At 67.7% G+C, this 24,190-nt stretch carries 22 protein-coding genes; 16 read left to right on the top strand and 6 right to left on the bottom strand.

The window, feature by feature from the left end; all coding sequences use genetic code 11:
* Positions 1–5 precede the first annotated feature (5 nt).
* Positions 6–1,382 (top strand): ATP-binding protein, encoded by a 1,377-nt coding sequence (locus TPR58_RS06190; protein ID WP_346245754.1) that lies wholly within the window; start codon positions 6–8, stop codon positions 1,380–1,382.
* Here TPR58_RS06190 and TPR58_RS06185 read toward each other — a convergent pair.
* The 3 genes from TPR58_RS06185 to TPR58_RS06175 all read right to left on the bottom strand — a co-directional run bounded on the left by TPR58_RS06185 (position 1,379) and on the right by TPR58_RS06175 (position 4,035).
* Complete coding sequence (locus tag TPR58_RS06185) at positions 1,379–3,091, bottom strand: thiamine pyrophosphate-dependent enzyme (RefSeq protein ID WP_346245753.1); 1,713 nt, start codon at positions 3,089–3,091, stop codon at positions 1,379–1,381. The two genes, TPR58_RS06190 and TPR58_RS06185, sit on opposite strands and share 4 nt — an antisense overlap.
* Before the next feature lie 117 nt (positions 3,092–3,208).
* Positions 3,209–3,400 (bottom strand): hypothetical protein, encoded by a 192-nt coding sequence (locus TPR58_RS06180; RefSeq protein ID WP_346245752.1) that lies wholly within the window; start codon positions 3,398–3,400, stop codon positions 3,209–3,211.
* A 50-nt stretch (positions 3,401–3,450) separates the two neighbouring features.
* Positions 3,451–4,035, bottom strand: a complete 585-nt coding sequence (locus tag TPR58_RS06175; RefSeq protein ID WP_346245751.1) for an exopolysaccharide biosynthesis protein — start codon at positions 4,033–4,035, stop codon at positions 3,451–3,453.
* A gap of 115 nt (positions 4,036–4,150) precedes the next feature.
* Here TPR58_RS06175 and mbhE point away from each other — a divergent pair, with 115 nt between their 5' ends.
* Genes mbhE through mnhG form a run of 6 tightly spaced genes read left to right on the top strand, consistent with a single transcriptional unit; the run spans position 4,151 to position 9,679 of the window.
* Entirely contained in the window at positions 4,151–6,880 is a 2,730-nt protein-coding gene (gene mbhE / locus TPR58_RS06170; RefSeq protein ID WP_346245750.1) for a hydrogen gas-evolving membrane-bound hydrogenase subunit E, read from the top strand.
* Positions 6,877–7,257, top strand: coding sequence for a sodium:proton antiporter (locus TPR58_RS06165; protein ID WP_346245749.1), 381 nt, complete (start codon positions 6,877–6,879; stop codon positions 7,255–7,257). The genes mbhE and TPR58_RS06165 overlap by 4 nt, the downstream gene beginning before the upstream one ends.
* A complete protein-coding gene (locus TPR58_RS06160; protein WP_346245748.1) occupies positions 7,250–8,719 on the top strand; it encodes a proton-conducting transporter transmembrane domain-containing protein in 1,470 nt (489 codons plus the stop codon). Before TPR58_RS06165 ends, TPR58_RS06160 begins: the two co-directional genes overlap by 8 nt.
* Positions 8,716–9,051: a Na+/H+ antiporter subunit E gene (locus tag TPR58_RS06155; RefSeq protein WP_346245747.1), complete on the top strand. Its 336-nt coding sequence runs from the start codon at positions 8,716–8,718 to the stop codon at positions 9,049–9,051. The genes TPR58_RS06160 and TPR58_RS06155 overlap by 4 nt, the downstream gene beginning before the upstream one ends.
* Complete coding sequence (locus TPR58_RS06150) at positions 9,048–9,326, top strand: MrpF/PhaF family protein (protein ID WP_346245746.1); 279 nt, start codon at positions 9,048–9,050, stop codon at positions 9,324–9,326. Before TPR58_RS06155 ends, TPR58_RS06150 begins: the two co-directional genes overlap by 4 nt.
* Positions 9,323–9,679, top strand: coding sequence for a monovalent cation/H(+) antiporter subunit G (mnhG, locus tag TPR58_RS06145; protein ID WP_346245745.1), 357 nt, complete (start codon positions 9,323–9,325; stop codon positions 9,677–9,679). The genes TPR58_RS06150 and mnhG overlap by 4 nt, the downstream gene beginning before the upstream one ends.
* Here mnhG and TPR58_RS06140 read toward each other — a convergent pair.
* The gene (locus TPR58_RS06140) at positions 9,660–10,094 is read right to left on the bottom strand and encodes a hypothetical protein (RefSeq protein WP_346245744.1); all 435 of its coding nucleotides are present in this window, start codon (positions 10,092–10,094) and stop codon (positions 9,660–9,662) included. The two genes, mnhG and TPR58_RS06140, sit on opposite strands and share 20 nt — an antisense overlap.
* Positions 10,095–10,231: 137 nt before the next feature.
* On the opposite strand from TPR58_RS06140, the gene TPR58_RS06135 reads away from it, so the two are divergent.
* Entirely contained in the window at positions 10,232–11,266 is a 1,035-nt protein-coding gene (locus TPR58_RS06135; protein WP_346245743.1) for an SDR family oxidoreductase, read from the top strand.
* Here TPR58_RS06135 and TPR58_RS06130 read toward each other — a convergent pair.
* Positions 11,217–11,951 carry an SDR family oxidoreductase gene (locus TPR58_RS06130; RefSeq protein WP_346245742.1) on the bottom strand — a complete coding sequence of 245 codons (735 nt, stop codon included), beginning with the start codon at positions 11,949–11,951 and terminating at the stop codon, positions 11,217–11,219. The two genes, TPR58_RS06135 and TPR58_RS06130, sit on opposite strands and share 50 nt — an antisense overlap.
* A 10-nt stretch (positions 11,952–11,961) precedes the next feature.
* The gene (locus tag TPR58_RS06125; RefSeq protein ID WP_346245741.1) at positions 11,962–12,594 is read right to left on the bottom strand and encodes a helix-turn-helix domain-containing protein; all 633 of its coding nucleotides are present in this window, start codon (positions 12,592–12,594) and stop codon (positions 11,962–11,964) included.
* 165 nt (positions 12,595–12,759) lie between these two features.
* Here TPR58_RS06125 and TPR58_RS06120 point away from each other — a divergent pair, with 165 nt between their 5' ends.
* From TPR58_RS06120 to TPR58_RS06085, 8 genes are all read left to right on the top strand, one after another.
* Positions 12,760–14,739, top strand: coding sequence for a serine hydrolase (locus tag TPR58_RS06120; protein ID WP_346245740.1), 1,980 nt, complete (start codon positions 12,760–12,762; stop codon positions 14,737–14,739).
* 4 nt (positions 14,740–14,743) lie between these two features.
* Positions 14,744–15,748, top strand: a complete 1,005-nt coding sequence (locus TPR58_RS06115; protein WP_346245739.1) for a dipeptide epimerase — start codon at positions 14,744–14,746, stop codon at positions 15,746–15,748.
* Between the two features lie 96 nt (positions 15,749–15,844).
* Positions 15,845–16,993 (top strand): dipeptidase, encoded by a 1,149-nt coding sequence (locus TPR58_RS06110; RefSeq protein ID WP_346245738.1) that lies wholly within the window; start codon positions 15,845–15,847, stop codon positions 16,991–16,993.
* Between the two features lie 30 nt (positions 16,994–17,023).
* Entirely contained in the window at positions 17,024–19,234 is a 2,211-nt protein-coding gene (locus tag TPR58_RS06105) for a TonB-dependent receptor (RefSeq protein ID WP_346245737.1), read from the top strand.
* A gap of 19 nt (positions 19,235–19,253) precedes the next feature.
* Positions 19,254–20,297, top strand: coding sequence for an N-acetyltransferase DgcN family protein (locus tag TPR58_RS06100; RefSeq protein WP_346245736.1), 1,044 nt, complete (start codon positions 19,254–19,256; stop codon positions 20,295–20,297).
* Positions 20,294–21,433, top strand: coding sequence for a YkvI family membrane protein (locus tag TPR58_RS06095; protein ID WP_346245735.1), 1,140 nt, complete (start codon positions 20,294–20,296; stop codon positions 21,431–21,433). Before TPR58_RS06100 ends, TPR58_RS06095 begins: the two co-directional genes overlap by 4 nt.
* The gene (locus TPR58_RS06090; RefSeq protein ID WP_346245734.1) at positions 21,430–23,001 is read left to right on the top strand and encodes a serine hydrolase; all 1,572 of its coding nucleotides are present in this window, start codon (positions 21,430–21,432) and stop codon (positions 22,999–23,001) included. The genes TPR58_RS06095 and TPR58_RS06090 overlap by 4 nt, the downstream gene beginning before the upstream one ends.
* On the top strand, positions 23,001–24,185 hold the full coding sequence (locus tag TPR58_RS06085; protein WP_346245733.1) for a dipeptidase: 1,185 nt from the start codon (positions 23,001–23,003) through the stop codon (positions 24,183–24,185). The genes TPR58_RS06090 and TPR58_RS06085 overlap by 1 nt, the downstream gene beginning before the upstream one ends.
* The last annotated feature ends 5 nt before the right edge of the window (positions 24,186–24,190 follow it).

The raw sequence follows: 24,190 nt of genomic DNA, 5'->3' as shown, positions 1-24,190 counted from the left end.
GGCGCATGCCCGTTCCGCGCTCGCTGCTGACGCGGATCCTGTTGTGGCATGGCATCGCAGTGCTGGCGACCGCGATCGCGGTGTCGGCAGGCATCTACCTGTTCCTGGAGGGCACGGCCGAGCGGTTCCAGCGCCAGACGTTCCAGGCGCAGGTCCAGGCGATCCGCGACGGGTTGCGGGCGGAGAAGGGCGGCAGGCTGAGCCTGACGCCGGCGGCCGCGCGCGAGGCATCCGACGAAGGCCGCGGCCTGAGCTTCCGGATCGTCGACGGCGAGGGTCGCGTGCTGCTGGCTCCCGACGGTGCCGGCGTCTTTCCGCTGGCGCAGGTGCCGCGCGGCGCCGAAGAGGCCTATTTCACCCGCCGGTCGCGGACCGCCTTCTATTCGGGGCTCAGCGTGCCGGCGCGGATCGCCGGCGAGGCGGCGTGGATCGTCACGATCCAGAATCTCGACCACCCGGCAAATGTCGTCGACGACATCGTGCGCCAGTTCCTGCTCTATGGGCTGGCGGTGATCCTGCCGCTGCTGATGCTGATGCTGGGAATCGACGCGCTGATCGTGCGCCGCGCGCTGCGGCCCGTGACGCGCGCATCGGCGCAGGTCCGCGCGCTTGATCCCAACCGGCTCGACGCGCGGATCGATGCCGCGCCCCTGCCCGTCGAGGTCCGCCCCCTCGCTACTTCGATCAACGACACGCTCGACCGGCTGGTCGCGAGCCTGCACCTGCAGCGCGACTTCACCGCCGATGCCGCACACGAGTTGCGCACCCCGATCACCATCGCGCGGATGCGCGCCGGCGAGATCGCCGATGCCGAGCTGCGCGCGGCACTGGTCGCCGATCTGGACGGCGTCGCCGGGATCATCGCCAACCTGCTGCAGATCGCCGAGCTCGATGCGATGGACCCGGGCGCGGGCGATGCGATCGACCTGTCCGCGCTGGCGGCCGACTGCGCCGCGGCGATCGCTCCGCTCGTCCATCGTAGCGGCCGGTCGATCACCTTCACCGCCGCTCCGGCCGAGGTCGCGGTGCGCGGCGACCGCGACCTGATCGCACGCGCGATCGGCGCGCTGCTGGAGAATGCGGTCAAGCATACCCCGGTCGGCAGTTCGATCGAGCTGGCCGTCAGCTCCGAAGGCGCTGTCGAGGTTCGCGACGACGGCCCCGGCATACCCGCCGAACAGCAGCAGTTCGTGTTCCGCCGCTTCTGGCGCGGAGACCGCGGCGCACGCAACAATGCCGGGCTGGGCCTGGCCATCGTCGAGCGCGTCGCGCAGATCCATGGCGGTCGAGTCCAGCTCGATTCCGTGCCGGGCCGGACGATCTTCAGGCTGGAATTCCCGAACGCCGTTGGCGACGCGATGATCGACCGGCCGACGCGCTAGTCGATCGCGTTTCGCACCAGCCCGACGACATCGGCAGCACGCCCGCTGAGCACCGCCTTGGCCGAATACAGCGCGGTGCCGAAGATCTGGCTCGCCTCGACCTTGGGCGGCATCACCAGTTCGAACCGGTCGGTCACCACGTCGAGCAATGCGGGCCCGGGCGCATCGAGCCACTCGCGCACCGCGCCGGCCAGCTCTCCGCTCCGCTCGACCCGGCGGGCGTGGAACCCGATCGCCTCGGCCACGCGCGCGAAATCGGGGTTCACGAGATTCGTATAGGCGTCGAGCAATCCGTCGACCTTCTGTTCCAGTTCGACGAAGCCGAGCGAGCTGTTGTTGAAGACGCAGACCTTGATCGCCAGCTTTTCCTGAACGGCGGTCAGCAGGTCGCCCAGCAGCATCGCGATCCCGCCATCGCCCGACAGCGAGATCACCTGGCGATCGGGAAACGCGGCCTTGGCACCCAGCGCCTGCGGCATCGCATTCGCCATGGTGCCATGGGTCAGCGAGATCACCCGGCGGTTTCGCCCGGTGGACGGGACATGGCGCAGGCACCAGACCATCGGCGAGCCGCAATCGGCGGTGTAGATCGCATCGGCGCGCGCGGCGGCGGCGATCGTCTCGGTCAGATATTGCGGGTGGATCGGCCGATCGTCGTCGGCGACCGAATGCTTGCGCTGTGCTGCGACCGCCTTGTCATGATGGCCGAGACAGTCGTCGAGGAAGCTGCGGTCGTCGCGCTTCACGATCAGCGGGAGCAGCGCGTCGAGCGTGTCGGCGATGTCGCCCGCCGCCGCGATATCGACGGGGTGCCGGCGGCCGAGATGACTGCCGTCGATATCGATCTGGATGATCGTCGCGTCCGAGGGATAATATTGCCGCCACGCGAAGTCGCAGCCGAGGAGCAGCAGCGTGTCGCACGTCATCAGCGCGTGATAGCCGGCCTCCGATCCGAACACGCCGGTCATGCCGACATTGTGCGGATTGCCATGTTCGAGGAAATCCTTGGCACGCGAGGTGTGCGCGACCGGTGCGTTCAGCTGCTCGGCCAGCGCCACGACATAGTCGTGCGCGCCCTCGCATCCCGATCCGCCATAGATCGCGATCCGCCTGCCCCCGTTCAGCGCCTCGGCGATCCGCGCCAGTTCGGCCTCGGACGGGCGGGTGCGCGGCCGGGTCCGATGCACCGCGAATGCGGGCGTGTCCGTAACCTTCGCCTGAGAGACGTCGACGGGCACGATCAGGACCGCCACGCCCTGTTTTGTCAGCGCCGCCTGCGCCGCCATCGCGGTCATCCGCCGCGCCTGTTCGGGCGTCCTGATCTCTTCGCAGAAGACGCTGCAGCTCGAATAGACCGCCTTGAAATCGACTTCCTGCGGAAAGTCGAAGCCCAGCTCGTCGCGCACGATCTGGCTGGCGATCAGCACGACCGGCGCGCGGTTGCGATGGCTTTCGAACAGGCCGTTGATAAAATGCAGCCCGCCCGGGCCGCAGGAGCCGGCGCAGGCCGCGAGTTCGCCGGTCAGCAGCGCGTCGGCGCCGGCGGCGAACCCGCCCGCTTCCTCGTGCCGGACATGGATCCAGCGAATGTCGCTGCGCCGGATCGCGTCGGTCACATAATTGAGCGTATCGCCCGCCACCCCGTAGCAGCGGCGCACGCCGGCTTCGTGGAGCGTCTCGACGATGATCTCTGCAACGGTGTGGCTCATTCGGAAACTCCGGCTGAAAACTGACATGGGTCAACGCCCATGGGCGTGCCGCGTTTCCTGCCCGGGGTCGTGACCGTGGCCAATCATATGGAAGTTTGGATCGGTGTCGCGGCGCCCCTAGCGGGTGTTCTCCGGACCGGGCACGCCGGATTCGTTGCCGACCGCCTCGCCCCGTTCGCTTTCGCGCAGATGCGACAGGTTCATGCCGATGAAGATGATGCCGACGATCGCGAAGATCGCGACGATGACGAGGATCAGCCCGCGGCGATTGCGGGGCGTGGACGGGGTTTCGCGGGGGGTCGGTTCCATCGCGCCACAACGTCGCGCCCGCAGTTCCGATCCCGCAACCGGCGCAGTCGTCACAGCAGCAGGACGGCACCCAGCACGACGACAGCGGCGGTGATCGCCATCGCGGCGATCATCAGCACACCGTCGCGCAGCAGCAAGGCGGTGCCGAACGCCGCGATCGCCGACATCGGGGCAGTGGTGGCGAGCGGGATCAGTTCGAGCGGCGGCACCGTCAGGGCCAGCCCGATGATCAGCGCGGCGGCGACCTTCAGCGGCGTCCCTTGCGTCATCCAGCACAGACGGCCGTGAAACCATCGGTCGAGCCGGCGGCCGGTCGAACGCAGCTTGCCCGTGACCTTGCACAAGGTGCGCGCCTTGATGTGGCGTCGTTCGACGAAGCCGGGCAGCCAGGGTTCGCTTCGGCCGATCAGGATCTCGACCGCGACCAGGATGATCGTCGCTGCCATCAGCGTCGGCACGCCGGGGATCGATCCCACCGGCGTGATGTCGATCAATGCGGGAAAGAGCAGGAAGGCGCCCTGCCCCCGCTGGCCCAGCGCCTCGCGAATGTCGCCCACGCTGACGCGGTCGCTCCCCTGCGCAGCCTGGTCGAGGCGGTCGAGGATGTCGTCGATGCCGTGGGGCCGATAACTCATGGGCAAGCTGAACGGCATGGGGATGTGCGCGGTTCCCGACAGCGAACGCAACGCAACGGCATAAAAACGACTCGGGGGCTGCATCCGATCGCGCTTTCGGGCATTGGTGGGGCAGATGATCGTTGTTCTGCTGATTTCCTTCTTCGGTGCGTGCACGGTCCCCCTGCTCGCCCGGGTGATGGGGCGTGGCGCGGGGTTCCTGATTGCGTTGCTGCCGCTCGGGCTGCTCACCGGGTTCGTCTCCGTCGCGTCGATCGTGGAGCGCGGATGGGTTCGCGGACAGGGCATTCCCTGGGCACCGCAACTGGGTCTCGACTTCACGCTGCGGCTGGATGGTTTCTCGTTCCTGTTCTGCCTGCTGGTGACGGGCATCGGCGCGCTCGTGATCATCTATTCGGGCGGCTATCTGACCGGAAAGCCGCGCGTCGAGCGCAGCCGGTTCTTCACGCTGATCCTGTTGTTCATGACCGCGATGCTGGGAACGGTTCTGGCGGAAAACCTGCTGGTGCTGCTGATCTTCTGGGAGGCGACCAGCGTCCTGTCGTTCCTGCTGGTCGGGTTCGACGGACGCAGCTCGCGATCACGCCGCGCCGCCACCATGGCGCTTCAGGTCACCGCCTTTGGCGGGCTGATGCTGTTGGCTGCGGTCTGCATGATCGGCCATGTGCTGGGCACCTATTCGATGGCGGAGGCGGTGCGCCAGGCCGACGTCATCGCCGCCAGCCCGTTCGGCGGGCCGATCGTCGCCTGTATCCTGATCGCAGCCTTCACCAAGTCGGCGCAGTTCCCGTTCCATTTCTGGCTCCCCAACGCGATGCAGGCGCCGACACCGGCATCGGCCTATCTCCATTCGGCGACGATGGTGAAGCTGGGCATCTACCTGCTCGCGCGGTTCGAGCCGGTATTCGCGGCGACCAGCTGGGGCCGTGCGACCGTTATCACCGTTGCCTGCATCACCATGCTGGTCGCGGCGCTCCAGGCGCTGCGGGCGGAGAATTTCAAGTCGGCGCTCGCCTATTCGACGATCGCGTCGCTGGGCATCCTCACCTTGCTCGTCGGGCTGGACGGGCCGGCGGCGACGGTTGCGATGGTCGGCTTCCTGATGGCGCATGCGCTGTACAAGGCGGCGCTGTTCTTCTGTGCCGGATCGGTGATCCATTCCACGGGCCAGCAGAATTTGCGGTCGCTGGGCGGACTCGTCCGGGTATTGCCGATCACCGCGATCGCCTGCCTGGGGGCGAGCCTGTCGATGGCGGGCATCCCGCCGTTCCTGGGCTTCATCTCGAAGGAATTCCTGTTCGAGGCGCAGCTGGAGAGCAGCTGGGAGCTGGTGCCGCTGGCGATCGCGGTGCTCGTCAACGCGGTGATGGTCGGCGTCGCGGGCGTCATCACGCTGCGCCCCTTCTTCCTTGGCCGCGACAAGCTGAAACCGGTCCGCCACAAGGAAAGCCTGTCGATCGTCGCGCCGCCGCTGCTGCTGGCGCTGGCCGGACTGATCATCAGCCTCGACCCCGACTGGATCACCCGCGTCGCGCTGCGCCCTGCGGTCGCGGCCGTCTATGGGCGGCCGGTCGAGGTCGACATCTCGGTATGGCACGGCATCACGCCGATGCTGATGCTCAGCTTCGTCGCGGTCAGCATCGGGCTGCTGATCATCCGCTTCTGGCGCCCGATCCACACCAGGCTGCGCAGCGTCGACCGGCTGGATGCCTATTCGGTCGAGCGGCTGTGGGAGCGCGGGCTGCGCGGGCTGGTCGCCGGTGCGCGGGGCCTGACCGCCTGGGTCCAGCATGGCGACCTGCGCCGCTATCTGCTGATGGTCGTTGCCGGGACTGCCGCGCTGATCCTGTGGTCGGTCGGGATGGCGGATGCGTGGCCCAAGCTGCCCGAACCGGGCGATGTTCGCATCGCGCCGACGATCGTCGCCCTTGTCGGACTGGGCGGCGCCTTTGCCGCGACGCGGACCAAGTCGCTGGTCGCCGGGCTGGTCGCGACCGGGCTGACCGGATTCTCGGTCGCGATCACCTTCATGATGAACGGTGCGCCCGACCTGGCGCTGACCCAGTTCACCGTCGAGGCGCTGATCGTCGTGCTGCTGACCGCGCTGCTGCTGGCGATCCCGATCGCCACGCCCGCCACCCGGACGCCGGGGATGCGGCGCAGCGACGCGATCATCGCGGCGCTGCTGGCAGGTCTGTTGTTCTTCGGTTTTCTCGACATGGCGGCGCACGGGCATGAGTCGGCGGCAGGAGAATTCTTCGGCCGGATGAGCTATGTCGCCGCGCAGGGCCACAATGTCGTCAACGTGATCCTGGTGGACTTCCGGGCGATCGACACGCTGGGCGAGACATTCGTCATCGCGGTCTCCGCGATCCTTGCCGCCTCGCTGCTCGCCACGCGCGGCCGCAAGGCCGCACCGGGCACCCCGGCCCCGGTCCATTTCTCGTTCGCGATCGTCGGACGGGGCCTCGCGCTGCTCCTGCTGGCCGCGTCGATCGTGATCCTGTGGCGCGGCCATGACCAGCCGGGCGGCGGGTTCGTCGGCGGGCTGGTCGCGGCGCTTGCCTTTGCCGTGCTGTCGCTGGCCTATGGCGTCGATCGCGCGCAACGGTCGCTGCGCGCACGGCCGCTGACGCTGGTCGGCATCGGCATGGGCTGCGCGCTGGTGAGCGGCCTGCCGGCGATGCTGGCGGGCAAGCCCTATCTGACGCACCTGTGGTGGGACGGCGGCGGCGTGCTGCCCAAGCTGGGCACGACGATCGTGTTCGACCTGGGCGTCTATCTGGTCGTCCTCGGCGCGGTGCTGGCGTTCCTGTTCGGCCTTCAGCGGGAGGCGAGCCGATGACCTATCTCTATGCCCTGGTCGGTGCCGGCATGTTCGGCTGCGCGATCATCCTGATCCTGTCGCGCAACATGGTGCGCATGCTGCTGGGGCTGTCGCTGCTGGCGACGGGCACCAACATGCTGCTGTTCCTGGCCGGGCGGATCCGCAGCCAGCAGCCACCGATCATCGAGGAAGGTGTGCGAACGCTGGGCGAGTCCGCCGATCCGATCACCCAGGCGATGATCCTGACCGCCATCGTCATCGGCTTCGCGCTGACGGTGATGCTTGCCGTCCTGGTGCTGCGCGCCTGGCGGACTCAGGGCACGGTCGACGCGCGCGACGGCGATGCGGCCGAAACGCTGGGGCCGCCGAGGGAGCGCGATCCGGTCGATGCCTGACGCCCTGCTCCTGATCGCACCGGTCTTGGTGCCCTTTTTCGGCGCCGCGCTGGCGATGATGCTGCGCGGCCGGCCGGTACTCGCGCGCGCCGTCGGGGTGGCGACCACGGGCGTGCTGGCGGTCGCCTCGTTCGCGTTGCTGTGGCGGGCAGCCACCTGGTCCGGCCTTCCGCTGACCGTTTTCGGCGGCTGGCCCCGCGGGTTCGGCATCAGCTTTTCCGCATCCTGGCCCGGCGTCATGCTGGTCGCGGTCACCGCGCTGATCGCGGTCGCCGCCGCGATCTATGCGATCGGAGATATCGGCACCAGGCGGCGGCGCGCAGGCTATGACGCGCTGATGCTGGCGATGCTGGGCGCGGTGAACGGCGCCTTCCTGACCGACGACCTGTTCAACCTCTATGTCTGGTTCGAGCTTGCGCTGGTCGCCGCACTCGGCCTGCTGACGATCGACCGGCGCCCGTCCCAGATCGACGGCGCGATCCGTTATGCCAGCTTCGCGATGCTGGCGGCGACCGCGATTCTGCTGGGCGTCGGCATGATCTACGGCATCACCGGCACGCTCGACATTCGGGAGGCCGGCGCGGCACTGGCCGGGCGGCCTCCGGGCTTCGCGCTGGCGGTCGCATCGGCGCTGCTGCTGGCGGGACTGGCGCTGAAGGCCGGGCTTGCGCCGTTTCACCTGTGGCTGCCGGCATCCTACCATACCGCCCCGACCACGGTCGCGTCGGTATTCGCCGGGTTGCTGACCAAGATGGGCTTCTATGCCCTGTTGCTGGTCTTCGTCGCGCTGTTCGGCATCGCGTCGGGCTCGCTGGCGGCAGCGCAGCTGACCCCGGTGTTCGGGCTGATCGCGGCGGTGACGATGATCGTGTGCGCGCTGGGCGCGCTGGCGCAGACCGACATGCGCCGGCTGCTCGCCTATCACGTGATCGCCCAGGTCGGCTATATGGCGGTCGGCCTGGCGCTGGCATCGCGCGACGGCGTCGCCGCGTCGGTCTTCTACATGGTCCATTCGATCATCGTGCAGGCAAACCTGTTCCTGGGGATCGGCCTGATCCGCCGCGCCAGCGGCAGCTGGGACCTGAGCGGTGCCGGCGGGATGGTTCGGCGCGAGCCGCTGTTCGCGCTGGTCTTTGCCGTCCCGGTCCTGTCGCTGGCCGGCATCCCGCCCTTTTCGGGCTTCTGGGCAAAGCTGATCGTGATCCGCGAGAGCCTGGACGCGGGCATGGGCTGGCTGGGCGCGATCGGGATCGTCGCCGGGCTGCTCACGATCGTCTCGATGGCGATCCTGTGGTCCGACGCGTGCTGGAAGGATCCGCGCCGGCCGCTCCACCGCATCCCGCGCACCGGCGTGGCGGCAATGGCGTTGCTCAGTGCCGCCACGATCGCGATCGGCCTCCTGCCGCAATGGCTGTGGACGGTCGCGCAACTCTCCGCCCGCGCGCTGACGGGGACGCCATGAGGATGGTGCGCAAGATCCGCGCGGCGCTGGTGCTGGTGGCGGTGTTCCTGTGGGACCTGGTCGCCGCGTCGTTCGCGGTGGCCCGCATCGTGCTGGCCCCGCGGGTGCGGACCAACCCGGCGATCGTCGAAGTCCCCGTGTCGGTGCGCCGCCCCTGGGCGGTGGCGCTGTTCGCCTATTTCACCTCGCTGACGCCGGGATCGACCTGCATCCATGTGTCCGAGGATCGCACGCGGCTGTACCTGCACGTCCTGGATACGCGCGATCCGCAGGCCACCGCCGCCCGGTTCAAACGGCTGTACGAACGCTGGATCGCGGAGCTGGAGGCATGATCGGGATCGAGACCCTGGCGACGATCCTCGCGGTCGCGCTCACGCTGGCGCTGGTCCTCGCGGCATGGCGCATGGTGCGCGGGCCGAGCTTCGCCGACCGGTTCATCGCGCTGGACATGCTGACGGCGGTCGCGGTGGGCTTCGCCGCGCTGACCGCGGTGGCGACCGGACGCGGCGCGTTCCTCGACATCGCGCTCGGCATCTCGCTGATCAATTTCGTTGCGACCGCTGCGTTCGCGGTGTTCCTCGAACGCAAGCAGAGGGAGGAGTCATGACGATCGCGGCGATGCTGCTGATGGTGCTGGGCACAGGTTTCCTGCTGGTCGCGGCGATCGGCGTGATCCGGCTGCCCGATCCGCTTCAGCGGATGCACAGCGCGACCAAGGCGGGGACGCTGGGCACCGCGCTGCTGCTGCTGGGCGTCGCATTGTCGGGCAGGATCGACGGCGGCAACAGCGGTATCCTGGCGATCCTGTTCCTGCTGGTGACGCTGCCGATCGGCGCACAGTTGCTGGCGCGCGGCGCCTATGTCTCGGGCACGCCGCTAAAGGGCGTCGAGGACGATGTGCTGAAGGGCGAACTCGACCGGGCGGAGGAGCCGGCCGGCGTCAGGTCGCCAGAGGCCTGAGCCCCGCCGGAGCGGTGGCATGCAGTTCGCCGCCGGCGATCCGGTCGCGCACGTCGAGGAAGATGCGGCGCGCCGCGTCGGAGAGTTCAGGATCGAGCAGATGGTCGTCGATCAGCTTCAGCAGGCCTCGCTTGGACTCGCGGCTCGCGGTGTCGGCGCAGGCATCGTCATCGTCCCATAGCCGGTCGACCGCCAGCTTCACCTGATCGATCACGCGCAGCATCGATCCCGGTTCGCCGTCACGCCCCTGCCGCACCTCGATCGCGAGCCGGTCGAGCTTCTGTTCGCGGCGCGCCATGGTTTCAGCCAGCGCGGGATCGTCCGCCACCCGTGCGGCGGAGCGGTGCACGCTGGCGGCATCGGCCAGCGCGTCCGAAAGTGCGACGAGCGCGGAAGCATCATGGCGATCGAGCATCCAGGCGATCCTTTCATCGTTGCGGGTCACCAACCGAACCCCCGTGCCGCCGCTGCCGTTCCCTTTTCCACGCGCAGGCGGACCTTCCCCACCGCCACCACGTTGGCCCGCAAACCCCGACAGGACTGGAGACGCGCATGGCCGTCAGGCTCAAACCGATATCGGATCAGGTGATCGTCATCACCGGCGCCACCTCCGGCCATGGCCTGGGTACCGCGCAGAAGGCGGCGGCAGCCGGCGCCCGGGTGATGCTAGCGGCGCGGGACGGGGAGGCGCTGGCGAGGATTTGCGAGGCGATCCGGGCCGCAGGCGGCGTCGCGGACCATGTCGTGACCGATGTCGGGATCGAAGCCGATGTCGAGCGCCTCGCCGACGAGACCATCGCCCGGTTCGGCGGGTTCGACAGCTGGGTGAACAATGCCGGTGCCGGCGTCTATGCCCTGCTGAGCACGCTGCCGATCGACGAGCATCGCAAGGTCTTCGAGACCAATTACTGGGGCATCGTCCACGGCTCGCTGATCGCGCTGCGCCATCTGGAGTCGCGGCCGGGCGGCGGCGCGCTGATCAACATCGGATCGATCAATGGCGACATGGGTGCCCCGCTGCTCGGTGCGTACAGCGCCTCGAAACATGCCGTGAAAGGCTTTACCGATTCGCTTCGGATCGAGCTGATGCAGCGCAAGGCCCCGGTCTCGCTCACGCTGATCAAGCCCAGTGCGATCGGCACGCCCTTCCCCGATCACGGACGCAATCACACCGGCTATCGCGCAAGGCTGCCGGATCCAGTCTATTCCCCCGATCTGGTCGCCGATGCGATCCTGGACGCCGCGCAGCATCGCCGGCGCGCGGTCACCGTTGGCGGCGTCGGCAAGCTGCAGGTCCTGGGCGCGACGCTGTTCCCGTCGCTGTTCGACCGCCTTGCCACGACCATGAACGCGATGCTGGTCGATCGCACCGCGCCGGTCCCCGATACGCCCGGCAATCTGTACGCCCCGCAGGGCGATGACCGCCGCGCCGAAGGTCGACAGCATGGGCGCAGGTTCAGCCTCTTCTCCACGGCACGGCGGCACGGCGCCTTGACGGCAGGCGCGGCAGTGGCGGTCGCCATGGTCGCGATCGCGCTCAGAAATGCGCGAGATAGCCGCCGTCTACCGCCAGCACCTGCCCGGTGACGTAGGAGGCGGCGTCCGAGGCAAGGAACAGGACGGCGCCGGCAATCTCCTCGGGACGGCCCCAGCGGCCGAGCGAGGTGCGGCGCTCGAGATGTTCGGCGATTGCCGGATCGGCGACCATCGCCGCGTTCGCCTCGGTCGCGAAGAAGCCGGGCGCCACTGCGTTCACGGTGATCTGGCGCGATCCCAGTTCGGCGGCGAGCGCACGGGTCAGCGCGTCGAGTCCGCCCTTCGACAGGGTGTAGGCGGCGTCGCCACCGCGCGCGATCGGCCCCGCGATCGAGGTGATGTTGATGATCCGCCCGCCCGCGGCCATGCGCGGCGCCAGCATCCGGGCAAGGTCGAACGGCGCGACCAGGTTGATCTCCAGCACCCGCCGCACCGCTGCGCGATCGAGATCGCCGAGCGGCCGGCGGTCGCGTTCGCCGGCATTGTTGACCAGGATATCGACCGGCGGCCGGTCGGCGAGCGCCGCCGCAAGTGCAGCCTCGTCGGCCAGGTCGAAGACGATCGCCTCGGACGATCCGCCGGCACGGCCGATCTCGTCCGCCAGTGCCGCCAGCCGATCGATCGACCGGCCGTGAAGCACCACATGCGCCCCTGCCCGCGCCAGCCCCAGCGCGATCTCGCGGCCAAGGCCGCCGGCGGCGCCGGTGACAAGCGCCGTCCTTCCCGAAAGCGTCACGACGCCGCCGTCACTCCGCGTGCAGCGTCATCAGCGAGTCCATCAGCCCGTCCTCGGCGCTGGAGCAGACGCCCAGCACGACCGCCTCGTCACATCCCGGCGCGGCGACATAGGCATGGCCCATGTTCGAATCGAGATAGATGGACTGGCCTTCCTCGAGCGTGACCGAGTCGTAGAATTCGGTGTGGACGACGATGCTGCCCGCCACGACGTAGATGAACTCCTCGCCATGATGATGGACGAGTTCGCCGAACTCCTCCGCCGACTTGGCGCGCACGCGGGTGATCACCGGGATCATCCGCTTGCGCCGCAATTCGGTGCACAGGTAGAAATAGTCGTAGTTCGCGGTGTTGACCCGGATCGCGCGATCAAGATCGCCGATGCTGCGCCGCGCGGTGATCTGCACCTCGGGACCCGTGTCGTTCTCGGCGAACAGCTCCGACATGCGGATGTTCAGCCGCTGGCTGACCTGGAGCAGCTTGTCATAGGTCAGCGTCAGCCGGTCATGCTCGACCTTCGACAGGGTCGAGACCGGAATGCCGCTGCGGTCGCTCATTTCCTTGAGCGTCCAGTTGTTCCGGGCGCGCATCGCGCGGAGCAGCGTGCCGAGCGTCGGATGCTCGGGTTTCAACCGAGTCGCCATCAGCGCCCGCCTCCAAAAACAGCAATGTTTGACAATTTTCCAAACAGGATCATTATGTCCCGATCAGGAGCATGGCGTGTCATAATGGGCACATCGTAGCCATCTCGGTGCAGGCGCGCAATCCAAGACGCTCCGCGCGCAGCAAGATCAAAGAGGGGAAGGGTCATGTGGAAGCGATCATGGAAGGCAGTCGCGGCGGGGGTCCTCGCTCTGGCCGTCGCGGTACCTGCACTTACTCAACCCGGCACGCCGCTGGCGCCGAAGCCGGCCACGGCCGAAAGCGCGGCCGCCGTGCCGATCACCGGCACCAGCTATGCGGCAAACCTGACCAAGACCGACGCCGACGCCTGGCTTGACGGCTATATGCCCTATGCGCTCGCGCGCGGCGACGTCGCCGGCGCGGTCGTCGTCATCGTCAAGGACGGCCAGGTCGTCACCGAGCGCGGCTATGGCTATTCCGACGTGGCGAAGCGCAAGCCGGTCGATCCGGCGACCACCCTGTTCCGCCCCGGCTCGACCTCGAAGCTGTTCACCTGGACCGCGGTCATGCAGCAGGTCGAGGCCGGCAAGCTGAACCTCGACGCCGACGTGAACCAGTATCTCGACTTCAAGATCCCCGACTATCAGGGGAAGCCGGTCACGCTGCGCCAGATCATGACGCACACCGCCGGGTTCGAGGAGATCATCAAGGGCCTCCTGGCCTTCGATCACGTCACCCCGCTGGGCGAGGAACTGAAGAAGCGCGTGCCGGAGCGGATCTTCGCGCCGGGCACCACCCCCGCCTATTCCAACTACGCCACGGCGCTGGCCGGCTATATCGTCGAGCGCGTATCGGGCATGCCGTTCGACGACTATATCGAGCGCAACATCTTCCAGCGGCTGGGCATGGCGCATTCGACCTTCCGCCAGCCCCTGCCCGCCAATCTGAAGCCGTTCATGTCGCAGGGCTATATGCTCGGGTCGGGCAAGGCCGAGAAGTACGAGATGATCTCGCTCGCCCCCGCCGGCTCGCTGGCGGCAAGCGGCAGCGACATGGCGAAGTTCATGATCGCGCACCTCAATGACGGCGGCCCGCTGATCAAGCCGGAGACGGCGCGGCTGATGCACACGCCTGCGGGCAACATCCTGCCCGGCGTGAACCGCATGGCGCTCGGCTTCTACGAGCAGGACATCAACGGCCACACCGCCGTCGCGCACGGCGGCGACACCGTCTTCTTCCACAGCGACCTGCTGATCTGGCCCAAGGAAAAGGTCGGCGTGTTCATCTCGGTCAACAGCCCGGGCAAGGATGGCGCCGCCGGCGCGATCCGCGGCGCGCTGATGGACCAGTTCGCCGATCGCTACCTTCCGGTCGAGAATCCCAAGCCGCTGGTCGAGCTGCCCACCGCCAAGGAGCATGCCAAGATGCTCGTGGGCACCTGGACCAACAGCCGCAAGATCGGATCGAACTTCGCCTCGATCGTCAGTTTCATCAGCGACGCGACGGTCAGCCTCGATGCGGACGGCCGTCCGCTGATCCCCAGCGTGACCACGCGTGGCGGTGCGCCGCGCACCTGGATCGAGACCGCGCCGTTCGTGTGGCAGGCCTCCGACGGACACCAGCGGCTCGCTGCCAAGGTCGTCGATGGCAAGATCGTGCGCTGGTCGGTCGACGACATCTCGCCCTTCATGGTGTTCGACCGGACGCCCTGGTATCTCGACGGCGCCTGGCTGATGCCGCTGTTCCTGATCGGGGTCGGCGTGATCCTGCTGACTGCGCTGGCCTGGCCCGTCGCCGCCCTCACCCGCCGTCGCTTCGGCGCGACGCTGGCGCTGGCCGGAAACGACCGAAAGGCGTATCGCCTGGTCCGCGGCTTCTCGTGGCTGGTGATCGGCGTGCTCATCGGCTGGGCGATCGTCATCACCGGGATCGAGAATTTCGAGGCGCATGGCAGCACCGACTGGCTGATCTACCTGGTGCAGATTCTGGGCGCGATCGGGTTCTTCGGTCTCGTCGGCGTCGCGATCTGGAACGCGCTGCGCGTGTGGACCGGCAAGCGGGGCTGGTTCGCCAAGCTGTGGAGCGTGCTGCTGGTTCTCAGCGCGGTGTTCGTGCTGTGGGTCGCGCTTGCCTTCAAGCTGATCAGCTTCGGCGCGGCGTACTGATCCGATGACGCGCACGCTCGACGTCGCGGTGGAACGGCTTCCCTTCGCGAAGCCGTTCCACATCTCCGGCCACGTCTTCACCGAGAGCCCGGTGGTCGTCGTCACCCTCGCCGACGGTCCGCATACGGGCCGCGGCGAGGCAAGCGGCGCCTATTATCTGGACGACGACGTGCCGGCGATGCTCGCGGCGATCGAGCGCGTGCGGGCGGGCATCGAGGCCGGCATGACCCGGGAGGCGCTTCAGTCGGCGCTGCCGCCCTGCGGCGGTCGCAATGCACTCGACTGCGCCCTGTGGGAGCTGGAGGCGCGCCAGACCGGGCGGCCCGTCTGGGACCTGGCCGGACTGCCCGAGCCCACCCCCCTGCTCACCACCTTCACGCTGGGCGCAGACGCACCGGAGGTCATGGCCGAAGGCGCGCTGGCATTCAGCGACGCGTGTGCGCTGAAGCTCAAGCTGACCGGCGAGCTTGCGCTCGACATCGCCCGGGTGAACGCCGTTCGCACGGCGCGGCCGGACTGCTGGATCGGCGTAGATGCCAATCAGGGCTTTGCCATCGGTGATCTGCCGATGCTGGTCGAGGCACTGGTCGCGGCGGACATCCGTCTGCTCGAACAGCCGCTCGCGCGCGGCCGCGAAGCCGATCTCGACGGCTTCGTCTCGCCGATCCCGATCGCAGCCGACGAAAGCGCGCTGAGCCTGGCCGACGTGCCGGGCTTGGGCGGGCGCTTCCAGACGGTCAACATCAAGCTCGACAAATGCGGAGGCCTGACCGAGGCGATCGCGATCGCCCGGACCGCACGCGCGCAGGGCCTGGACGTGATGGTCGGCAACATGGTCGGATCCAGCCTGGCAATGGCGCCAGCCTATCTGCTCGGCCAATTGTGCGACGTCGTCGATCTCGACGGGCCCATTTTCCTCGCGGCCGACCGCGTGCCGTCGATCCGCTATGCCGGCGGACTGATCCATTGCGACGAGACGGTGTGGGGCCGCGTCATCTCACCGAAATAGTTTTGCAACACGCGTTGACATTTCTCCGATCAGGACAGTAGCATCCGGATCAGAGAATGGCTCCTCGAAGGGCCGATCCGAACAGGGAGCAAGGCGATGACGACATTGCCAAGGATATCGCGTCGCCGGATGCTCGGCGGCGCGGCGGCAAGTGCTGCGGTGGCTTTCCCGATGATCAACACCGGTTCCTATCGGCTCCATGCCGCGTCGCCCAAGACCTATTCGAAGCGGGCGGTCGACCTGATCGCGCAGTCGCTGGTCATCGACATGCTCGGCGTTCTCAAGATCACGCTGACGAATGATTTCTACGCGGCGCCGATGACCCCGCAGGATCGGGCCGACTTCAAGGCCGCCAGCATCACCGGCATGCATCATTCCTACGGCATCGGCGGTCCGGACGCCTATTCCGAGGTGCTGTCCTATATGGGCCAGTCGCTGGGCTATTGCTCCCGCAACCCGGACGTCTTCACGCTGATCGACAAGGCGGCCGATCTCGACCTGGCGAAGAAGCAGGGCAAGGTCGGCGTCATCCTGGGCGTGCAGAGTTCGGAGCATTTCCGCACCCCCGCCGATGTGAAGCTGTTCCACCAGATCGGCCAGCGCTGTTCGCAGCTGACCTATAATGCGCAGAACCTGCTCGGATCGGGATCGACCGAGCGCGTCGACGGCGGCGTCACCGATTTCGGCGTTTCGATCATCGAGGCGATGAACAAGGTCGGCATGCTGGTCGACGTGTCGCATTGCGGCCCGCGCACCACGCTGGATGCGATCGAGATCTCGCCCAGGCCGATCGCGATCACCCACAGCAACTGCCGCGCGCTGGTCGACCATCCCCGCCTGAAGACCGACGAGGCGATCAAGGCGCTGGCGGCCAAGGGCGGCGTGATGGGGATCACCGGCGTGCGCATGTTCGTGCGCGACCGCGAGCCGACCGGGATCGGCCATATCGCCGACCATGTGGATCACGTCGCCAAGCTGGTCGGCATCGAGCATGTCGGGATCGGCACCGACGCCGACCTGAACGGCTATGACGACATGGAGCCGGAGGCCTATGCGCGGCTGAAGGCGTCCTACAAGTCGAGCTACGGGTTTCGCGACAAGATCGATACCGACGGGTTCGATCATCCGATGAAGATCTACGACCTCACCGAAGAACTGATCCGCCGCAACTATTCCGACAAGAATATCGCGGCTGTTCTCGGCGGCAATTTCCGCCGCCTGCTCGCCCAGACCTGGGGCGGATAACCTTTCGCAATCTCTAGGGGGAGATCGAAAATGACCAAGACCGGCCATATCCTGCGCAGCGCTCTCGCGCTGTCCACCGCCATGGGCGCACTCGCCTTCCCGCTCGCCGCGATGGCCCAGACGGCCGAAGATGCGGTGCGCGATACCGACGAGATCGTCGTCACCGCACAGAAGCGCGAACAGAATCTCCAGGACGTTCCCATCTCGATCAGCGTGGTGACGGGCGACGACCTGCAGCAGCAGGGCGCCGCCTCGCTGACCGACTATGCCGGATATGTGCCCGGCATGCAGGTCAGCAGCGCCGGCACGCCCGGTCAGTCCACCATCACGCTTCGCGGCGTCGCCCCGCTGTCCGCGTCGCAGACCGTCGGCATCTATCTCGACGATGCGCCGGTTGGATCGAGCAGCATCTATAACCGCGCCGGCGTCTTCTCGCTCGACCTGCTCCCTTATGACGTCGAGCGCGTCGAAGTGCTGCGCGGTCCCCAGGGCACGCTGTACGGCGCCAGCTCGATCGGCGGTCTCGTCAAATATGTCACCGTCGCGCCGAGCACGTCGGATTTCAGCGTTCGCGGCGGCGGCGAGCTGTTCTTCATCGACGGCGCCGAACATCCCGGCTGGGCCGGCCAGACGATGGTCAACGCGCCGCTGGTCCAGGGCGTGCTGGGCGTCACCGGCAGCTTTGCCTGGCGCAAGACGCCGGGGTTCGTGAACAGCGTCAACAACGCCGCGCTGAACGACCAGAACAGCTATGAGCAGATCAGCGGCCGCGTTAGCATGTTGTTCAGGCCGACCGACGATCTCAGCATCCGCCTGAGCGGCATGTGGCAGTCGATCGACGCCGACGGCAACGGCCTGTATGCGGCGGACCTGACGGGCAAGCGGCTGGGCGACGGACAGTCCAACAACAACTACATCGCCGAGAAATTCACCACCGACATCGAATATTATGCGGCGACGGTGGACTACGACTTTGGCCCCGTCAGCCTGACCTCAGCCACCACCTACAGCACCCGCAACGCGATGCAGCTGCAGGATGCGACCTATTCGTTCGGCGTCCTGTTTCCCCTGCTGACCGACCCGCCCATCGCGCCCGGCATCACGCCATTCACGATCAACCTGGGCCTCAAGAAGTTCACCCAGGAAGTGCGGCTCGCCTCGGAAAGCGGCGGAACGTTCGAATGGCTGATCGGCGGCTTCTACACGAACGAGGACAGCACCAATAATCAGCTGGTGCGCTCCTACGACATGATGGGCAATGTGATCCCGGCGCTCGACCCGCTGGCGACCATCGCCCTTCCGGCAAACTATAAGGAATATGCCGCCTTCGCGAACGCGACCCTGCGCTTCGGCGAGCGGTTCGAGCTCACCGGCGGCCTGCGCTGGGCGCGCAACGAGCAGACCTTCCGCCAGATCAGCGAAGGCGCGATCGTACCCCAGGCCAACAACCCGGGCGCCTCGAAGGAAGACGTGTTCACCTTCAGCGTCAGCCCGCAATTTCATGTGACCGACACTGCGATGCTCTACGCTCGCGTCGCGTCGGGCTACCGTCCCGGCGGTCCGAACGTCGTCGTCCCGAACGTGCCGCCCACGGTCGGATCGGACACGCTGACCAATTACGAAGTCGGCTTCAAGGCCGACCTGGCGGGCCGCGCGGTCTCGATCGACGTCGCCCTGTTCTACATGGACTGGAAGGACATCCAGGTCGTCCGCGCGTTCGGCGGCGTGTCGGGCCAGGCCAATGGCGGCGGCGCGGTCAGCAAGGGGATCGAGGGATCGCTGTTGTTCCGTCCCGTCCGGGGCCTGACGCTGACCTTCAACGGGTCCTATACCGACGCCAGGCTGACCGATGACGCGCCCGAGATCAGCGGCGTGGACGGCGACCGCCTGCCCTCCGTTCCCGAGTTCAGCGGATCGGCGCGCGCAGATTATCGCTTCGACCTGGGCGGCAATCTCACCAGCGACCTGGGCATCGGCATTCGCCACGCCGGCAGTCGCTTCTCGCTGGTCGAGAGCGATCCGTTGAACGCGACCGCCCGGCCCTATACGTCGGTCGATCTGAACGGTGCCGTCAATATCGGCGACAACTGGAGCGTCCGCGCCTATGCCCGCAACCTGTTCAACAACAAGGGCGAACTCGTGCGCGCGATCCTGACCGATGGCCTCAATCGACCCAGCTATATCAGCATCAACCCGCTCCAGCCGCGCACGGTCGGTGTCGCGTTCGACCTGCGCTTCTGACCTTGTGGACCCTGATCCGATGAATGCCCGCGTCGTTCCCGAAACCGGCACCCTGCTGCTCCCGCAACCCTATCTGCTGTTCCTCGGCGACACGACCATCGCCGGGTTCGCCAAGACGGCGCAGGGGCTGCGGGACTGGGCGGGCGACAAATGCGTGGGCGAATTCGCCCTCCCCGCCGCGACCGTCAGCACCGGCCTGACACCGATGACCCCGGCCGAGGCCGTGGCGGCGGGCGCGCGGGCGCTGGTGATCGGGGTCGCCAATGCGGGCGGGATCATTCCGCCCGCCTGGCGCCCGGCTCTGGTCGAGGCGCTGGAAGCGGGACTGGACATCGTCAGCGGCATGCATGTGCGGCTGCGCGACGTTCCCGAACTGGCAGAAGCGGCAGACCGGCTCGGCCGCAACCTGATCGACATCCGTACCCCACCGGCCAGCATCGCCATCGGCACCGGCCGCAAGCGTAGCGGCAAGCGGCTGCTGACGGTCGGCACCGATTGCGCGCTTGGCAAGAAATATACCGCGCTGGCGCTGCACCGCGCGTTCGTCGGTCGCGGCATCGATGCCACATTCCGTGCGACCGGCCAGACCGGCATCATGATTGCTGGCAGCGGCATGCCGATGGACGCGGTGGTCGCCGATTTCGAGGCGGGAGCGGCCGAGATGCTGTCCCCCGACGCGCCGGCCGATCACTGGGACGTGATCGAGGGCCAGGGATCGATCTTGCATCCGGGGTTCGCCGCGGTCTCGCTCGGCCTGCTCCATGGCAGCCAACCCGATGTCTTCGTCGTCTGCCACGAGCCCGGCCGGGCCGAAATGCTGGGCACCGCCGGCTTCGGCGTCCCGCCGGTCGACGATATCGTCGATCTCACGCTCCGGCTCGGCCGGCGGACCAATCCGGCAATTCGCTGCGGCGGGTTCAGCTTCAACACGTCGCAGCTCGACGAGGCCGAGGCGCTCGCGTTGATGGCGCGCGAGAGCGAGCGGCTGGGCCTGCCGGTCGGTGACCCGGTCCGCCAGGGCGCCGGATTCGACGCGCTGGTCGCGAACTGTCTCTCGGCATGAGCGGCACGGGGGGCGCCGCCGGGTCGAGCTGGTTCCAGCGCTTCCTGCTGCCCGGCTTCGCGCTGAAGGCGGTCATCATCGGCGGCGGCTATGCCACCGGCCGCGAACTCGCCGAATATTTCCTGGCCAGCGGCCCTTGGGGCGGGATCGCCGGCATGGTCTTCGCCATGCTGTTGTGGAGCGTCATCGCGACGGTGACCTTCGCCTATGCCCGCCAGGTGCGCGCATTCGACTATCGCGCCTTCTTCCAGTCGCTCCTGGGCCCGGGCTGGGTCGTCTTCGAGGCGGCCTATATCGTCTTCGTCGTACTGATCCTGGCCGTATTCGGGGCAAGCGCGGGCGCGATCGGCACCGCGATGTTCGGCTGGCCGGCGCTTGTCGGCTCGACACTGCTGGCGGTGTCGATCGTCGTGGTCGCGGCGCTGGGCAGCGGCGCGGTCGAGCGGGTGTTCAAATATGTCTCGATCCTGCTCTACACCGTTTACGCGCTGCTGCTGGTCTTCGGGCTCTTTACCTTCGGCGACCGGATCTCGACCGGCTTCGCCACGCCGGCGCCGAGCGACGGCTGGGCGGCGGGCGGGCTGACCTATGCCAGCTACAACATCGTCGGCGCGGTGGTGATCCTGCCGGTGCTGCGGCACCTGACCAGCCAGCGCGACGCTGTCGTCGCCGGGCTGATCGCGGGTCCGCTGACGATGCTGCCGGCAATCCTGTTCTTCGTGTGCATGGTCGCCTTCTATCCGGCGATCGGGTCGGAGACGCTGCCCTCGGACTTCCTGCTGCGCCAGCTCGACATGCCGGTCTTCCACTGGGCATTCCAGCTGATGATCTTCCTGGCGCTGCTCGAAAGCGGCGCGGGATCGGTCCACGCGATCAACGAGCGCATTGCAGGCGTGGTCCGCGCGCGGCGCGGCCATGACCTGGGCACCGGGGCGCGGGCGATCATCAGCGGCGTGCTGTTGCTGATGTGCGTGTTCGTCGCCGAACGCATCGGTCTCGTGACCCTCATCGCCAGCGGCTATCGCCTGCTCGCCGCGCTGTTCCTGGTCGTGTTCGTCCTGCCGCTCATGACGATCGGCCTTTTCCGCCTCGTTCGCGGCCGTGCCACGCCCATCGAGAGAGAGACAGTCTCATGAAGCTGCGTTTCCTGCCCGCCGCCCTGCTCGTCCTGATCGCGACGCCCGCCGCCGCCGATCCCCCCAAGGGCTTTGTCGAGCGCGTCGAGAGCCTGCGCAAGCAGACCGGCGCGCCGGGCGTCGCGATCGCGATCGTCGAGAAGGGCAAGACGACGATGGTTCGCGGCTGGGGCGTGCGCAAGCTCGGTGCGTCGGCGCCGATCGGACCGCATACGCTCTTCCAGACCGGATCGACCGGCAAGGCGTTCACCGCGACCGCGCTCGCCATCCTGGTAGACCAGGGCAAGATCGCCTGGGACGACCGGGTCATCGACCACATGCCGTGGTTCCGGATGTACGATCCCTATGTCACGCGCGAGATGACCATCCGCGACCTGCTGGTCCATCGCAGCGGCCTGGGCCTGGGTGCCGGCGACCTGCTGTTCGTGCCGCGCAGCGACCTGTCGCGCAGGGAGTCGGTCCGCCGCCTGGCCTTCATCAAGCCGGCGACCAGCTTTCGCGCCTCCTATGCCTATGACAATATCCTCTACATGGTCGCCGGCCAGCTGATCGAGGAAGTCAGCGGCAAGAGCTGGGAACGGTTCATGGTCGAGAACGTGCTGCGCCCCGGCGGCATGACCGATGCGACCGCCGAGAGCGAGGTTCGCTTTTCCCGCGCCGACCGCTCCTACCCCCATGCACGCCTGGGCGGCGCGCTGCGCGGGGACGGCGACCAGCAGGTGCTCGACGAACGCGCCGAACTGGGTCGAAACGCGGCGCCGGCCGGCGGCCTGGCGCTCAGCGCGACCGACCTTGCGCGCTGGCTGCAGATCCAGCTGCGCCATGGCAAGCTGCCGGGCGGCGGCCAGCTGTTCAGCGAAGCCTCCGCGCTGGAGATGTGGAAGCCGGTAGTGCCGATGCCGATCGCGCAATTGCCCGAGCCGCTGGCGCTGGCGACGCCGAAGTTCAACAGCTATGCGCTCGCCTGGAACGTCTCCGACTATCGCGGCGCGCGGATGATCTCGCACGCCGGCGGCGTGTTCGGCTCGATCACCATGGTCGTGCTGCTGCCCGACCAGGATGTCGGCTTCGCGATCGTCATGAACTCCGAGGAAAGCGGGTTCATGCGCGGGCTGATGTACGAGCTGATCGATCATTATCTCGACCTGCCCAACCATGACTGGCCGACCCGCTGGGCGGCGTTCATGGAACAGCGGATCGCCGGCGGCAAGGCGGCGCTGGCGCAGCGCCAGGCATCGCCGGCGAAGGTCGGGCCGTCGCTGGCGCTGGACCGCTATTCGGGCACCTATCGCGACCCCTGGTATGGCGACATCGCGGTGCGCAACGCCGTCAACGGGCTGACGATCGACTTCCGCTCGACCCCGCGCATGGCCGGCCGGCTCGAGCACTGGCAGTATGACACCTTCGTCACCAGGTTCGACGACACGTCGATCGAGCCCGCCTATGTCACCTTCGCGCTCGATGCGGACGGCAAGGTGTCGCGCGTGACGATGAAGGCGGTCAGCCCGCTTGCCGACTTCAGCTACGACTATCACGATCTCGACTTCGCGCCGGTGACGGCGAAGTGATGCGCGGCGCGCTCGTCCCGCTTGCCGCGCTGCTGCTGGCGGGATGCGCGACCACGCCGCACTCCGCGGGGCGCACGTCGCACGCCGGCTTCCTGACGCTCGATACCCATCTCGACACGCCGACCCATTTCGACCGTCCGGGCTGGAGCTTCGGCGAGCGCCACGATCCGGCGACCGACATCGTCCAGATCGATCTGGTGCGGATGGAGGAAGGCGCGCTGGACGGCGGGTTCTTCGTGATCTTCACCGATCAGGGTCCGCTGACGGCGCAGGGCTATGCCGCTGCGCTGGCGCATGCCCGCGCCCGCTCCGACCTGATCGACCGCACGCTGGCCGGTTTTCCGACGCGGATCGGGCCGGCACGCACGGCGCAGGATGCGCGCCGGCTGAACCGCGCGGGCAGGCTGATCGCGTTCAAGAGCATCGAGAACAGCTATCCCCTGGGCGAGGACGTCTCGTTGCTGCGCGACTTCTACGACCGCGGCGTGCGGCTTGCCGGGCCGGTCCACAGCAGGAACAACCAGTTCGCCGATTCCTCCGAAGACAAGCCGCGCTGGAACGGGCTCAGCCCACTGGGCCGGCAATGGGTGGCGGAGGCCAACCGGCTGGGCATCGTGATCGACGCCAGCCATGCGTCGGACCAGACACTGGACCAGTTGCTCGACATCTCGACCACGCCTATCCTGCTGTCGCATACCAGCGCACGCCAGGCCTTCGACCATCCGCGCAACCTGGACGACGACCGCATCCGGCGGCTGGCGGCGCAGGGCGGCGCGATCTGCGTCAGCACGATCTATATGTCGAAGCTGAACCTGGCCGGCGAGCGCGGCGCGCTGTTCGATCGCTACGAACGGATCGGCGAATTGCCGCCCGCCGACCAGGTCGCGCTCGCGCGGCGGTGGCGCGAACTCGACGCCACCGCGCCGCTGTGGGACACCGATTTCGAACGCTACATGGCGATGGTGCTGCACGTGATCGAGGTGGCGGGCGTCGACCATGTCTGCTTCGGCGCCGACTGGGACGGCGGCGGCGGGATCAGGGGGATGGAGGACATCTCCGCCCTGCCCAAGGTCACCGAGCGGTTGCGCAAGGCTGGCTATTCGGATGCGGACCTCGCCAAGATGTGGGGCGGCAACGTCCTGCGCATCGTCGAGGCGGCGGAAGCGAAGCGCACCGCGCGCTGAGACCG

The sequence above is a fragment of the Sphingomonas rustica genome (assembly GCF_039652585.1).
Taxonomy (GTDB): domain Bacteria; phylum Pseudomonadota; class Alphaproteobacteria; order Sphingomonadales; family Sphingomonadaceae; genus Sphingomonas; species Sphingomonas rustica.
The sequence above is the reverse complement of the archived record's forward strand: the minus strand, read 5'-3'. Positions and strand labels throughout refer to the sequence as shown.

Excerpts from the sequence above, each read along its gene's own strand:
- TPR58_RS06190 (WP_346245754.1), top strand. The coding sequence starts at position 6 with ATGCCCGTTCCGCGCTCGCTGCTGACGCGGATCCTGTTGTGGCATGGC.
- TPR58_RS06185 (WP_346245753.1), bottom strand. The coding sequence starts at position 3,091 with ATGAGCCACACCGTTGCAGAGATCATCGTCGAGACGCTCCACGAAGCC.
- TPR58_RS06180 (WP_346245752.1), bottom strand. The coding sequence starts at position 3,400 with ATGGAACCGACCCCCCGCGAAACCCCGTCCACGCCCCGCAATCGCCGC.
- TPR58_RS06175 (WP_346245751.1), bottom strand. The coding sequence starts at position 4,035 with ATGAGTTATCGGCCCCACGGCATCGACGACATCCTCGACCGCCTCGAC.
- mbhE (WP_346245750.1), top strand. The coding sequence starts at position 4,151 with ATGATCGTTGTTCTGCTGATTTCCTTCTTCGGTGCGTGCACGGTCCCC.
- TPR58_RS06165 (WP_346245749.1), top strand. The coding sequence starts at position 6,877 with ATGACCTATCTCTATGCCCTGGTCGGTGCCGGCATGTTCGGCTGCGCG.
- TPR58_RS06160 (WP_346245748.1), top strand. The coding sequence starts at position 7,250 with ATGCCTGACGCCCTGCTCCTGATCGCACCGGTCTTGGTGCCCTTTTTC.
- TPR58_RS06155 (WP_346245747.1), top strand. The coding sequence starts at position 8,716 with ATGAGGATGGTGCGCAAGATCCGCGCGGCGCTGGTGCTGGTGGCGGTG.
- TPR58_RS06150 (WP_346245746.1), top strand. The coding sequence starts at position 9,048 with ATGATCGGGATCGAGACCCTGGCGACGATCCTCGCGGTCGCGCTCACG.
- mnhG (WP_346245745.1), top strand. The coding sequence starts at position 9,323 with ATGACGATCGCGGCGATGCTGCTGATGGTGCTGGGCACAGGTTTCCTG.
- TPR58_RS06140 (WP_346245744.1), bottom strand. The coding sequence starts at position 10,094 with ATGCTCGATCGCCATGATGCTTCCGCGCTCGTCGCACTTTCGGACGCG.
- TPR58_RS06135 (WP_346245743.1), top strand. The coding sequence starts at position 10,232 with ATGGCCGTCAGGCTCAAACCGATATCGGATCAGGTGATCGTCATCACC.
- TPR58_RS06125 (WP_346245741.1), bottom strand. The coding sequence starts at position 12,594 with ATGGCGACTCGGTTGAAACCCGAGCATCCGACGCTCGGCACGCTGCTC.
- TPR58_RS06120 (WP_346245740.1), top strand. The coding sequence starts at position 12,760 with ATGTGGAAGCGATCATGGAAGGCAGTCGCGGCGGGGGTCCTCGCTCTG.
- TPR58_RS06115 (WP_346245739.1), top strand. The coding sequence starts at position 14,744 with ATGACGCGCACGCTCGACGTCGCGGTGGAACGGCTTCCCTTCGCGAAG.
- TPR58_RS06110 (WP_346245738.1), top strand. The coding sequence starts at position 15,845 with ATGACGACATTGCCAAGGATATCGCGTCGCCGGATGCTCGGCGGCGCG.
- TPR58_RS06105 (WP_346245737.1), top strand. The coding sequence starts at position 17,024 with ATGACCAAGACCGGCCATATCCTGCGCAGCGCTCTCGCGCTGTCCACC.
- TPR58_RS06100 (WP_346245736.1), top strand. The coding sequence starts at position 19,254 with ATGAATGCCCGCGTCGTTCCCGAAACCGGCACCCTGCTGCTCCCGCAA.
- TPR58_RS06095 (WP_346245735.1), top strand. The coding sequence starts at position 20,294 with ATGAGCGGCACGGGGGGCGCCGCCGGGTCGAGCTGGTTCCAGCGCTTC.
- TPR58_RS06090 (WP_346245734.1), top strand. The coding sequence starts at position 21,430 with ATGAAGCTGCGTTTCCTGCCCGCCGCCCTGCTCGTCCTGATCGCGACG.
- TPR58_RS06085 (WP_346245733.1), top strand. The coding sequence starts at position 23,001 with ATGCGCGGCGCGCTCGTCCCGCTTGCCGCGCTGCTGCTGGCGGGATGC.